Source organism: Syntrophorhabdaceae bacterium (genome assembly GCA_028698615.1).
Taxonomy (GTDB): domain Bacteria; phylum Desulfobacterota; class Syntrophorhabdia; order Syntrophorhabdales; family Syntrophorhabdaceae; genus Delta-02.
Window position 1 is genome coordinate 21,488 of sequence record JAQVWF010000027.1, and the last position, 12,023, is coordinate 33,510.

The following is a 12,023-nucleotide window of genomic DNA, read 5'->3' on the forward strand; positions in this document are numbered from 1 at the left end:
TCCAGGTTACAGGCAAGATGTGTCGAAGGTAGCCATGGGCATCGACAAGGATGTCGAGTCGACCATGTCGACGAGCGAAGAAGGGGAAGCGCCCCCGACCCGGCGCCGTATGCGGGCAACAGGGGAATTTCCTTGATTATTTTCGTGAAAATTATACAATAATAGGTCTATGGACAAGCAGACCATCAAGGTTGTCGCGAAAGAGTTCTACAAATATCTCGACAACGAGAAGGGGGCCGCCTTCAACACGAGGAGGGCATACCGGAGCGATGTCGAGGATTTTATCCGGTTCGTGGAGCAAAGGCCTGACGAGATCGTCGACCACGATACAATACGTGCCTATATCGTTGATATCTACAAAGGTCTCAAGAAATCGTCGCTGTCTCGGAAGGTCTCTGCGATCAAGGTTTTTTTCAGGTTCATGAAGAAAAAGGGCTATATCGACGAGAACACCGCTCTCATTATCCGCAGTCCCAGGATAGAGAAGCATCTCCCCAAGTTCTACACCATTGACGAGATGTTCCACTTTCTCGATTTCCTGCCCAGGGATGGATGGCTCAACATTCGCAACAGGGCGATCTTTGAGCTCATGTATTCTACGGGCATGAGGGCGAGCGAGGTCCTTGCCATGGACAGGGAAGGCCTTCACCTCGAGGGCATGTGGGCGAGGGTAATGGGCAAAGGCGGGAAGGAAAGGGTCCTTCCCTTTGGCGAAAAGGCAAAACAGGCCCTTGAGGAATACCTCGAGATGGTCGGGAAGATGGGCAAATTCAGTATAGACAAGGCCCTTTTCATCAATTTCCGGGGTGAGCGTCTCACCTACCGGGGGCTTTTGAGAATAATGAAGAAGCATCAGATCAAGGCGCAGCTCTTCAAGAACCTGGCCCTCCACGGGATCAGGCATTCCTTCGCCACACACATGCTGGATAACGGGGCCGATCTCAGGGGCATTCAGGAGCTGCTCGGTCATTCCAAGCTCTCCACAACACAAAGATATACCCATGTCTCCATGGACAAACTCATGGAGATATACGACAAATCCCATCCGAGAAGGTAAAGAATGGAAGCCACTACTGTTTTGTGCGTCAGACACAACGGGGGAATTGCTATTGGGGGGGACGGACAGGTCACAATGAACGCCACCGTGATGAAGCACACGGCAAAAAAGGTCCGAAAGCTCTATCACGATAAATGCCTTGCCGGTTTCGCGGGAGCCACTGCGGATGCCTTTACGCTCTTCGAGCGTTTTGAGAAGAAGCTCGAACAATTCAACGGCAACATCATGCGGGCGTCTGTGGAACTTGCCAAGGACTGGAGGACGGACAGGCTGCTCAGAAGGCTTGAGGCCCTCCTTATCATTGCCGACAGCGACCATACGCTCATCCTTTCCGGCAACGGTGATGTCATCGAACCCGACGACGGCATAGCGGCCATCGGTTCCGGCGGTCCCTATGCGCAGGCGGCGGCAAAGGCGCTTGTCAGGCATGCGTCGCTCAGTGCCGTGGACATCGTCAAGGAGGCAATGGCCATCGCGTCGGACATATGCATTTACACGAATGAAAGGGTAACCATAGAGGAACTTTAATGAAACAATTAACACCGAAGGAGATCACGGAGGAACTTGACCGGTTCATCATCGGTCAGAACAAGGCTAAGAAGGCCGTATCGGTGGCGCTTCGCAACCGGTGGCGGCGCCAGATGATACCCGCGGACCTGCGCGACGAGGTCGCGCCCAAGAACATCATCATGATCGGCCCCACAGGCGTGGGCAAGACCGAGATCGCCCGCAGGCTCGCCAAACTGGCGAACGCCCCCTTTCTCAAGATCGAGGCGACGAAATTCACCGAAGTCGGATATGTCGGCAGGGACGTGGAATCGATGATCAGGGACCTCACTGAGCTTTCTGTGAACATGCTGAAGAAGGAAGAGAATGAGCGGGTCAAGGAAAAGGCCACGATCATGGCGGAGGAGAGGATCCTCGACCTTCTCATTCCGAAGAGGAAAAGCGCGGCGGCGGAGGAAGAGGAGAGTCCCGACCAGTCACGGGAAAAGATGCGCGTGCGTTTCCGGGCGGGAAGTCTCAAGGACCGCCTTGTGGAACTCGAGGTCCCCGACCGGGCGCTTCCCATGATAGAGATATTCTCTTCCCAGGGAATGGAAGAGATGGATATGCAGCTTCGGGACATGTTCGGCAACATGCTTCCCCAGAAGACCAAGCGGCGCAAGATGAAGGTCGGTGAGGCTTACGAACTCCTGATACAGGAAGAGTCCCGGAAGCTTATCGACATGGACAGGGTCACTTCCGATGCCGTCGACAGGGTGGAACAATCGGGTATCATCTTCCTCGACGAGATCGACAAGATAGCGAGCCGAGATCACGGGCACGGGCCGGATGTTTCCCGCGAAGGCGTCCAAAGGGATATCCTCCCCATCGTGGAAGGCACAACGGTCACCACGAAATACGGCATGGTGAAGACGGACCACATACTCTTCATTGCCGCCGGGGCCTTTCACATGTCCAAACCGGCGGACCTCATCCCTGAGCTGCAGGGTCGTTTCCCCATCCGGGTGGAGCTCGATGCCTTGAACGGGGACGATTTCTACCGGATCATCACGGAACCGGAGAACGCGCTTATCAAGCAATACAGGGCCCTCCTGAAAACGGAGGAAGTGGACCTGGAATTCGATGAGGAGGCCATCCGGGAGATCACGGACATAGCCCAGCGGATCAACGAGATGACGGAGAACATCGGTGCCCGGAGGCTGTACACGGTGATGGAAAAACTGCTCGATGATATCTCCTTCACGGCACCGGACCTGAAAGGCCAGAGGGTCGACGTTTCGAAGGCTTATGTTCGTGAGAAACTGGGAGAGTTTCTGGACAAAGAGGATCTGAGCAGGTACATTCTCTAACGATATCACTATCGGAGTTGATATTATGAGCGAAAAGATAAAGACGCTTCTGGAAGCCCTTCCCTATATCAGTAAGTTCGCCGGGTCCATCTTCGTCATAAAATACGGCGGCGCGGCCATGGAAGAGGAGTCCTTGAAGAAGGAGTTTGCCAAGGACGTGGCGCTCCTCAAGTATGTGGGGATCAACCCGGTCATCGTCCATGGCGGGGGGCCCATGATCGGAAGGCTCCTCAAGGATCTCCAGATACCCACACGTTTTGTCAATGGCCTTCGGGTCACCGACGAGAAGACCCTGGAAGTGGTGGAGATGGTTCTGTCGGGTCTTGTCAACAAGGAGATCGTTAAGAACATCAATGATATGGGCGGCAGGGCCATCGGCCTTTCCGGCAAAGATGGAAGGCTCCTGCTTGCCAGGCAGGTGGAAGACAAGAGTGTCGGACTCGTGGGCGAGATCACGTCCGTGGATGTTGCCATTATCAAGGACATCAGCAAACATGGTTATATCCCTGTCATAGCGCCCATCGCCGACGGAGTGGACGGCAAGGCATACAATATCAATGCCGATACGGCTGCGGGGAGCATCGCCGCCGCCCTCTCGGCGGAGAAATTCATACTTCTCACCGATGTCAAAGGCGTCATGGGGGCGGATGGAGAGCTCATTTCCGTCTTGAAGCGATCCGGGATAGAGAAGCTCGTCGCCGACGAGGTCGTCACCGGCGGGATGATACCCAAGGTGACCTGCTGTACCGATGCGCTCAAAGGAGGTGTCCGGGAGGCGCACGTCGTCGACGGCAGAATCCCCCACGCCATCCTCCTTGAGGTTTTTACGGATTCCGGGATAGGCACTGAGATCACAGGAGACTAGAAGATGCAGGAAGAATTAATAAAGAAGGCCACGCAATACCTGGCGAATACATACACGCGTTTTCCCATTGCCATAACCAAAGGCGAAGGATGCTGGCTCTGGGACGTGAACGGCAGGCGGTACCTCGATTTTCTCGCCGGTATCGCCGTGTGCAACCTGGGGCATGCCCACCCGAACGTCGTGGAAGGACTGACGGCGCAGGCAAGGAAACTGTTCCATGTGTCGAACCTGTTCTACATGGAGCCGCAGATAAAGGCGGCCCAGATGCTCGTGGAGCATTCCTTCGGCGATAAGGTCTTTTTCTGCAACAGCGGCGCGGAGGCCAACGAGGCCGCCATCAAGCTCGCGCGCAGGTATTCCTGGGACAGGCACGGGGAGGGGCGCCACGAGATCATCACCATGGACAACTCCTTCCACGGAAGGACCGTCAACACCCTGGCGGCGACGGGGCAGAAGAGGTTCGGCGTGGGGTTCGAGCCGCTCACGACCGGTTTCGTCCACGTGCCATTCAACGACCTTCCAGCGGTCAGGGATGCGATCACCGACAGGACATGCGCCGTCATGCTCGAACTTATTCAGGCGGAGGGCGGTGTTTATGTGGCGGACAAGGATTATGTCACCGGACTCAGGGAACTCACGAGGGAAAAGGACATCCTCCTCATCCTCGATGAAGTGCAGACCGGAATCGGCAGGACGGGTGCTTTCTTCGCCTATGAGCATTTTGGCATAGAGCCCGATGTCATGAGCCTCGCGAAGGCGCTGGGCAACGGGTTTCCCGTGGGAGCCATGGTGGCCACCGATGCCGCCATGTCAGCCTTTGTGCCCGGCACCCATGCGTCCACGTTCGGGGGCAATCCGCTTGCATCGTCGGCGGTCCTTGCGACCCTCAATACCCTCATCGATGATGATGTGATAAAGAACTGCGCTGAAGTGGGCAAGTATCTCCAAAAAGGCCTTCTCGCCATCAAGAAGAGATTCTCCTTTATCGTCGATGTGAGGGGGCTCGGACTTATCTGGGGCATCGAGCTCTCCATCGACGCCGACGCAGCAGCGAGGGAGTTCCTGCAGGAAGGAATTATTCTCAACTGCACCAAGGGAACGACCTTGCGTCTCGTGCCCCCCCTCGTGGTCAGGAAGGAGGAGATCGACATATTCCTGGATATAGCGAACAGGATATTTGAAAGGAAGAAAGGGTGAAAAGGGACTTTACCAAGCTACTGGATATTACAAGGAAGGAGTGCGATCAGCTCCTGAAAAGGGCGAAGCACTTGAAGAAATTGCGGCAGGCGGGCAAACCCTGGCAGCCGCTGGCGGGCAAGAGCCTTGCCATGATCTTCGAGAAGGCCTCAACGAGGACCCGCCTCTCCTTCGAGGCAGGTATGCACCAGCTGGGCGGTCACGCCATGTTCCTGAGTCCCTCTGAAACGCAGATCGGCCGCGGTGAACCCATACAGGATACGGCCCGCGTGCTGAGCCGGTATGTTAACGGCGTCATGATACGGACGTTTTCACAGGACAAGGTGGAAGACCTTGCGAAATGGGCCGCCATCCCTGTCATCAACGGGCTTTCCGACCAGTACCATCCCTGCCAGACCCTTGCGGACCTGCAGACCATCGAGGAATGCAAGGGCAGCCTCAAGAACGTGAAGGTTGCTTATATCGGAGACGGGAACAACGTGGCCAATTCCTGGCTTGAGGCGGCTATTCTGATGAAGCTGTCCCTTTCCATCGCTGTGCCGAAGGGCTACCTGCCCGACAGGGAGTTGACGGAAAGGGCATTGAGCAGCACCGACCTGTCCATCACCAACGACCCCGCCGAAGCCGTGCGTAACGCCGACGTCATATACACGGACGTGTGGGTCAGCATGGGTCAGGAAAAGGAAAAGGCCTCGAGGAAAAAGGCCTTCAAGGGCTACAGGATAGACAACAAACTCCTCGGGCTGGCCCGCAGGGATGCCATCGTCATGCACTGCCTGCCGGCTTACCGTGGTCAGGAGATAACAGACGAGGTTTTTGAACGCTTCAGCAACATCATATTCACGCAGGCGGAGAACAGACTGCATGCGCAGAAGGCCCTCCTCGAGTGGCTTCTCGCGGGGCAGACAAAGACTTCGTAGAATAAGAGAATGGAGGTCAGGATGAAAAAGGTTAAAAAAGTGGTCCTTGCTTATTCGGGAGGGCTCGACACATCGATTATCGTAAAATGGCTCAAAGACGTGTATAATTGCGAGGTTATCGCCTATGCTGCCGACGTCGGGCAGGAGGAAGAGCTTGTCGGTCTGGAAGAAAAGGCCCTGAAGACGGGCGCGTCCAAGGTTTACATAGAGGATCTTCGGGAAGAATTCGCGAGAGATTTCATATTTTTTGCCATACGGTCGAATGCCATCTACGAAGGCAACTATCTCATGGGTACCTCCATCGCGAGGCCGCTCATCGCAAAAAGGCAGATCGAGATAGCCCGCGCAGAAAAGGCAGACGCCGTTTGCCATGGCTCGACGGGCAAGGGCAACGACCAGGTCCGCTTTGAGCTCACTTTTTACGCGATGGAGCCGAACATGAAGATCATCGCGCCCTGGAGGGAGTGGGATTTCACGTCCCGCGACGACCTCATCGACTATGCGAAGAAGCACGACATAGAAGTGCCGGTGACGAAGAAGAAACCCTACAGCATGGACCGGAACCTCATGCACATCAGCTACGAGGGCGGTATCCTGGAGGACCCCTGGTCAGAGCCGAAGGAAGACATGTTCAAGACCACGGTTTCCCCTGAAAAGGCCCCGAACAAGGCGACATACGTGGAGGTAACCTTCAGCAAGGGCTTCCCTGTGGCGATAAACGGCAAGAAGATGTCCGCCTTCAAGATCGTCGATCACCTGAACAAGATCGGAGGAGCCAATGGCATCGGGCGCGTCGACATCGTGGAGAACCGTTTCGTAGGCATGAAATCGCGCGGCGTGTACGAAACGCCGGGCTGCACCATCCTCCATGCGGCGCATCGTGCCGTGGAGACCCTGACACTGGACAGGGAAGTGATGCATATACGCGACGGCCTCATCCCCAAGGTGGCCGAGCTCATCTATTACGGATTCTGGTTCTCGCCGGAGATGAAGGCCATCATGGCGCTGACGGACGAGATACAGTCGGCCGTGAACGGTACGGCGCGGTTGAAGCTTTACAAGGGCAACTGCATCGTCGTGGGCCGAAAATCGAAGAATTCGCTGTACATGAAAGATTTCGCGACCTTCGACACGGATACCGTGTATGACCAGAAGGATGCCGGCGGTTTCATTCGTCTCAATGCGTTGAGGCTGCGCATCAGGGCGATGCTGGAGAAGTGAACGATCCGACCCCTTATTGATTGTCACGTTTGGAGAACATGATGAACCCCTACGAACCACACGCTATCGAAGAAAAATGGCAAAAATACTGGGAAGAGCGCGAAGCATTCCGTGTTGATGAAGATCCGTCCAAACAAAAATATTACCTCCTCGAAATGTTCCCCTATCCTTCGGGGAACATTCACATGGGACACGTAAGAAACTATTCAATTGGCGACGTCATAGCACGGTATAAGAGAATGAAGGGCCTCAATGTGCTTCACCCCATGGGATGGGACGCCTTCGGCATGCCCGCCGAGAACGCCGCCATTGAAAGAGGGATACAACCGGCAACATGGACCCATGAAAATATTGATTACATGCGGCAGCAGTTGAAGCGCCTCGGCTTTGGATACGACTGGAGGCGGGAAGTCGCCACCTGCGATGTTGAATACTATCGCTGGGAACAATGGGTGTTCCTGAAGATGTATGAAAAGGGTCTCGTTTACCGGAAGAGTTCGCCTGTCAATTTCTGCCCGAAATGCCAGACCGTGCTTGCCAACGAGCAGGTAGAAGGCGGAAATTGCTGGCGTTGCGGCGAGGAGGTCATACAGAAGGAATTGACGCAGTGGTTCTTCGCGATAACCAGGTATGCAGACGAGCTTATCGAATACTGCGACAAACTGCCTGGCTGGCCCGAAAAGGTCACGAGCATGCAGAAGAACTGGATCGGCAAGAGCTATGGCGTGGAAGTGCATTTTACTCTGGAGGACGGGTCGCCTTTCACGATCTTTACCACCCGGCCAGACACCCTTTACGGTGTTACCTTTATGGTCCTTGCACCGGAGCATCCCCTGACCATCGAGCTTTCCCGGGGTACAGCCCAGGAGAAAGAGGTGGCCGCCTTCGTGCAAAAGGTCAAGGCCCAGGACAGGAGCTTCCGGGGCGAGATCAGCCTTGAAAAAGAGGGCGTCTTTACAGGAAGATATGCCATCAATCCCCTGACAGGACGCAAAATACCCATCTACGTGGGAAATTTCGTTCTCATGGAGTATGGCACGGGTGCCATCATGGCCGTTCCTGCGCACGATCAGAGGGATTACGAGTTTGCAAAGGAATACGGTCTTCCCGTAATCGTCACAATTACACCGAAAGACAGGGAACTGGATGCGCAGTCCATGGACTGCGCCTATGTAGACGAAGGAGTGCTTGTCAATTCCGACAGGTTTAACGGGATGAATAATCGTGAAGCCATCGGGGCCATCATCGATTACCTCGAAGAAAAAGGCTTCGGCACAAGGACAGTCAATTACCGGCTGAAGGACTGGGGAATCTCACGGCAGCGTTACTGGGGATCTCCCATTCCTGTCATCTACTGCGAGGACTGCGGGACCGTTCCGGTGCCCGAGAAGGACCTGCCGGTTGTGCTGCCCATCGACCTCGAGATCAAGATCGTGGGCCGCTCCCCGCTTGCCGACCATGCCGCATTCTGCGAGGTGGACTGCCCCATCTGTAAAAAGAAGGCACGGCGCGAGACGGACACGATGGACACCTTTGTCGAATCATCGTGGTATTTCCTGAGATACACCTGCGCCGACTATCAGGACGGCCCGCTCGACAGGAAGCGCGTCGATTACTGGATGCCGGTGGACCAGTATATCGGCGGCATCGAACATGCCGTCCTGCATCTGCTTTATTCCCGTTTTTTTAACCGGGTTATGAACGAACTGGGTCTCGTCGGTGTCCGCGAGCCTTTCGAGAACCTCCTCACCCAGGGGATGGTCATCAAGGACGGCGCCAAGATGAGCAAATCCAAAGGCAATGTCGTCGATCCCAACTATCTCATTGAAAAGTACGGTGCCGATACGGCGCGGCTCTTCTGCCTTTTTGCCTCCCCTCCGGAGCGGGACCTCGACTGGAGCGACCAGGGCGTTGAGGGGAGCTATCGTTTCCTCCAGAGGGTCTGGAGGCTTGCGGCCGAACGCGCCCATTCCCTGGCAGGAGTGGCGGCAATCGACCAGTTTCCGGGTGCGGCAGGTGATGAGAAACAGTTGATCCACAAGATCCACAAGACCATCATGAAAGTGACCGATGACGTGGAACGGTTCCATCTCAATACGGCCATCGCAAGCATCATGGAACTTGTCAACATGACGTACAAGTTTATCGAGAAGGGAGCTCGCGACGAAAAGGCACAGGGGCTGCTCAAAGGCTCCATCGAGGCCATCCTGAGGCTTCTCTTCCCCTTCGTTCCCCATATGGTTTCCGAGCTGTGGCAGATCATGGGAGGTGACGTGGCCGCCCTCGGACTGTCGTGGCCTGCCTGGAACGAAGAACTGGTGAAAGAGGAAAAGGTCATGATCGCCGTGCAGGTGAACGGGAAGCTCCGCGATACCTGCGAAGCGGACCGTGATGCGGGGGAGGAAACTCTGAAGGATATGGTCTTCGCTCTTGAAAAGCTGCAGAAGCACCTTGAGGGAAAGACCGTGCGTAAGACGATCATAGTCCCCAATAAGCTTGTAAATATCGTGTGCGGATAGGTGCAGGGACAAATGATCGGCAAAGGGCGACAGCCGACAACAGGAGAAGGAAGCGGTATGAAAGGTAATAACATGAAACGAGCAGGATTGATCCTCTTCGCGGCAGCCGCATTGATGATGATGGGGGCATGCGGTTACCAGCTCATCGGGGGCAAAGGCATCTATGGAGGCGACATAACGTCGGTATATGTGCCGGTTTTCAAGAATTTGACCTACGAGCCTCATATATCCCAGCCCGTTACGGATTCTTTTTCAAGGGAACTCATATCGACAGGCCTTTTCACGTTGAACTATGAAAAGGCGGACGGGGTCCTGAAGGGCGAGATCATCGACATCACAACATCACCATCGTCTCTGGACGCCACAGGCGTCGTCATTGAGAAATCGGTAAGCGTGACGGTGAGGGTTTCCCTTTCTGAGAAGACCGGTATCCTCGTGAAACAGTTTTCGCTTGGCGATTCAGAGATTTACAAGATACAGAACACTGCCGAGGAATACAACAGGCGGGAGGCCATCCGAAGACTTTCGGCCCGGCTGGCCCGGCGGTTCAGTGCCCAGTTGCTCCTGGAGTATTGATCGCGGCCTTATGCCTGCTGGCTCTTGTGAAGTTTCCGGGACAACCGGGAGATCTTTCTCGCAGCGTTGTTCCTGTGAACGACACCCTTTGAGGCGGCCCTGTCGATAGAGGAAACGGCATCCCTGAAGGTTGTCTCGACCTGCTCCTCTTTCCTGTCGATGGCGCCGATGGCCCGCTTGATCCGGCCCTTCATCGTTGATTTGAAGTGGGAATTTCTGATCCTGCGTTTTTCAGACTGTACGGCTCGCTTGATGGCGGATTTATTCTTCCTCAAAGGTTGTCCTCCTCTTTAAACTTTTCTTTTTTTATCATCCATCGGCCCGAAAGTCAAATGGTTCTGCATTATTGAAAAACCTGTCCCCGCATTGGATCGTTCCCGACACCCGGGTCTTAAGCGCACGAACCGCAACCAAAACGATCCAGCGAGATCCGCGGGACCTTTTCATTGGGGCGGCTATGTTGTGTGATCGAGCGATCAGCAGGCCGTGGACGCTACTTCTTGCCGGCGGCCCTCTTGGACGCCTTGAGCGGGTTGATCTTCTGCTCTTCGGCCTTAGATCCTTTCTTCACGTGGGTTGACATCGAGCAAGAGCCCTTCTGCCATTTCTGAGCAGGATAGGGGAAACTTGAACAGTACTTTCCCGTTTCAAACTCGACTATCCTGGTGCATCCCTCACAGGCCTCGACGACCGTGAAGCATTTCCCTCCACTGTACGAACACCCTGCCTTCTTCATGAACAGGCATTCGATTCCCGGTTTCAATGTTGCGCATACCATAACGGCATCACCTCCTTAATTTATAAAAGCGTATTATGTAACTACATTTTGCGGCTGATTGTCAACATTCCCTGTGAAGCCCGCGAAGTATAATGTGAATTCCGAAGGAATGTATTGACATGGAGGGGCAAAATATTTTAATTAATTATGTTTTGTTCGTACAGAACTTCATGTTGATTTTGGCATGTTTCTTGTAGTATAATAACTATTTTGCTGGTGTAGCTCAATCGGCAGAGCAGCTGATTTGTAATCAGCAGGTTGCGGGTTCGAGTCCCATCACCAGCTATAAATGGAGAGGTTCCCGAGCGGCCAAAGGGGGCAGACTGTAAATCTGTTGGCGAAGCCTTCGGAGGTTCGATCCCTCCCCTCTCCACCATTTGAAAAAGGGCTTGTGGCCGTATTGCTATTCAGGCTCTTGAGCAGTGTATTGAGAATACTAAAGTGTGCGGGAGTAGCTCAGTTGGTTAGAGCATCAGCCTTCCAAGCTGAGGGTCGCGGGTTCGAGTCCCGTTTCCCGCTCCAAAAATCGAGCGGGTGAAGATGCCCGCTCCAAAAATCGTGGCGGGCAACCGCTGAGACACACGTAGCGGGTAAAGCCGTACCCGCTGTCAAGGGGAACATGGGCGAAGCCCGCGGGCCTTTTGACGAAACGTGGGCGGCCGAAAGGGCGCCCCGAAGCAACGACGGATATTGGAGCGCTTCTTGCTCCATATGAACGGGCGGATACAAGTCGTTGCCCGCTGAAAAAGTGGAAGCGGGTAGGGAGTTGTTTCTGCTTAATAATATTGCACGGCGACTTGGGATATTACCACCTTTAAGGCGCCCATGTAGCTCAGTCGGCAGAGCACATCCTTGGTAAGGATGAGGTCAGCGGTTCAATCCCGCTCATGGGCTCCATAAAAAATATCACGGAGGTCCTCTATGGGTAAGAAAAAGTTTGAACGGACGAAACCACATGTGAACATAGGAACCATCGGACATATAGATCACGGGAAGACCACCCTGACGAGTGCCATTACCCGGTGTCTTTCCCA

General features: G+C 54.5%; 12 protein-coding genes and 4 tRNA genes. 14 read left to right on the top strand and 2 right to left on the bottom strand.

The features are described 5' to 3' along the window. Positions 1-169: 169 nt before the first annotated feature. The 9 genes from PHC90_09960 to PHC90_10000 are packed head-to-tail and all read left to right on the top strand — an operon-like array spanning position 170 to position 10,211. Positions 170-1,057: a tyrosine recombinase XerC gene (locus PHC90_09960; protein MDD3846673.1), complete on the top strand. Its 888-nt coding sequence runs from the start codon at positions 170-172 to the stop codon at positions 1,055-1,057. A gap of 3 nt (positions 1,058-1,060) precedes the next feature. Then, complete coding sequence (gene hslV, locus PHC90_09965; protein ID MDD3846674.1) at positions 1,061-1,585, top strand: ATP-dependent protease subunit HslV; 525 nt, start codon at positions 1,061-1,063, stop codon at positions 1,583-1,585. Next, positions 1,585-2,913, top strand: a complete 1,329-nt coding sequence (gene hslU, locus PHC90_09970; protein MDD3846675.1) for an ATP-dependent protease ATPase subunit HslU — start codon at positions 1,585-1,587, stop codon at positions 2,911-2,913. The genes hslV and hslU overlap by 1 nt, the downstream gene beginning before the upstream one ends. Positions 2,914-2,938: 25 nt before the next feature. Continuing rightward, a complete protein-coding gene (argB, locus tag PHC90_09975) occupies positions 2,939-3,778 on the top strand; it encodes an acetylglutamate kinase (protein MDD3846676.1) in 840 nt (279 codons plus the stop codon). Between the two features lie 3 nt (positions 3,779-3,781). Beyond that, positions 3,782-4,975, top strand: coding sequence for an aspartate aminotransferase family protein (locus PHC90_09980; GenBank protein ID MDD3846677.1), 1,194 nt, complete (start codon positions 3,782-3,784; stop codon positions 4,973-4,975). Further along, the gene (argF, locus tag PHC90_09985; protein ID MDD3846678.1) at positions 4,972-5,895 is read left to right on the top strand and encodes an ornithine carbamoyltransferase; all 924 of its coding nucleotides are present in this window, start codon (positions 4,972-4,974) and stop codon (positions 5,893-5,895) included. The genes PHC90_09980 and argF overlap by 4 nt, the downstream gene beginning before the upstream one ends. A gap of 21 nt (positions 5,896-5,916) precedes the next feature. Then, positions 5,917-7,116, top strand: coding sequence for an argininosuccinate synthase (locus tag PHC90_09990; protein ID MDD3846679.1), 1,200 nt, complete (start codon positions 5,917-5,919; stop codon positions 7,114-7,116). A gap of 38 nt (positions 7,117-7,154) precedes the next feature. Next, the gene (gene leuS / locus PHC90_09995; protein ID MDD3846680.1) at positions 7,155-9,635 is read left to right on the top strand and encodes a leucine--tRNA ligase; all 2,481 of its coding nucleotides are present in this window, start codon (positions 7,155-7,157) and stop codon (positions 9,633-9,635) included. A 57-nt stretch (positions 9,636-9,692) separates the two neighbouring features. Beyond that, complete coding sequence (locus tag PHC90_10000) at positions 9,693-10,211, top strand: LptE family protein (protein MDD3846681.1); 519 nt, start codon at positions 9,693-9,695, stop codon at positions 10,209-10,211. 8 nt (positions 10,212-10,219) lie between these two features. Here PHC90_10000 and rpsT read toward each other — a convergent pair whose 3' ends face one another. After that, on the bottom strand, positions 10,220-10,486 hold the full coding sequence (gene rpsT / locus PHC90_10005) for a 30S ribosomal protein S20 (GenBank protein ID MDD3846682.1): 267 nt from the start codon (positions 10,484-10,486) through the stop codon (positions 10,220-10,222). Positions 10,487-10,704: 218 nt separating this feature from the next. Next, entirely contained in the window at positions 10,705-10,989 is a 285-nt protein-coding gene (locus tag PHC90_10010; protein ID MDD3846683.1) for a PxxKW family cysteine-rich protein, read from the bottom strand. 212 nt (positions 10,990-11,201) lie between these two features. Here PHC90_10010 and PHC90_10015 point away from each other — a divergent pair. From PHC90_10015 to PHC90_10035, 5 genes are all read left to right on the top strand, one after another. Next, positions 11,202-11,274: transfer RNA gene (locus PHC90_10015), tRNA-Thr, on the top strand. A gap of 6 nt (positions 11,275-11,280) precedes the next feature. Further along, positions 11,281-11,365, top strand: a tRNA-Tyr gene (locus PHC90_10020). A gap of 69 nt (positions 11,366-11,434) precedes the next feature. After that, positions 11,435-11,511, top strand: a tRNA-Gly gene (locus tag PHC90_10025). A gap of 299 nt (positions 11,512-11,810) precedes the next feature. Next, positions 11,811-11,886: transfer RNA gene (locus PHC90_10030), tRNA-Thr, on the top strand. 24 nt (positions 11,887-11,910) lie between these two features. Next, positions 11,911-12,023, top strand: a 113-nt coding sequence (locus tag PHC90_10035; GenBank protein ID MDD3846684.1) for a GTP-binding protein, incomplete at its 3' end; no start/stop codon positions are given.

Coding starts and splice junctions, on each gene's coding strand:
- PHC90_09960 (MDD3846673.1), top strand. CDS start 170: ATGGACAAGCAGACCATCAAGGTTGTCGCGAAAGAGTTCTACAAATAT.
- hslV (MDD3846674.1), top strand. CDS start 1,061: ATGGAAGCCACTACTGTTTTGTGCGTCAGACACAACGGGGGAATTGCT.
- hslU (MDD3846675.1), top strand. CDS start 1,585: ATGAAACAATTAACACCGAAGGAGATCACGGAGGAACTTGACCGGTTC.
- argB (MDD3846676.1), top strand. CDS start 2,939: ATGAGCGAAAAGATAAAGACGCTTCTGGAAGCCCTTCCCTATATCAGT.
- PHC90_09980 (MDD3846677.1), top strand. CDS start 3,782: ATGCAGGAAGAATTAATAAAGAAGGCCACGCAATACCTGGCGAATACA.
- PHC90_09990 (MDD3846679.1), top strand. CDS start 5,917: ATGAAAAAGGTTAAAAAAGTGGTCCTTGCTTATTCGGGAGGGCTCGAC.
- leuS (MDD3846680.1), top strand. CDS start 7,155: ATGATGAACCCCTACGAACCACACGCTATCGAAGAAAAATGGCAAAAA.
- PHC90_10000 (MDD3846681.1), top strand. CDS start 9,693: ATGAAAGGTAATAACATGAAACGAGCAGGATTGATCCTCTTCGCGGCA.
- PHC90_10010 (MDD3846683.1), bottom strand. CDS start 10,989: ATGGTATGCGCAACATTGAAACCGGGAATCGAATGCCTGTTCATGAAG.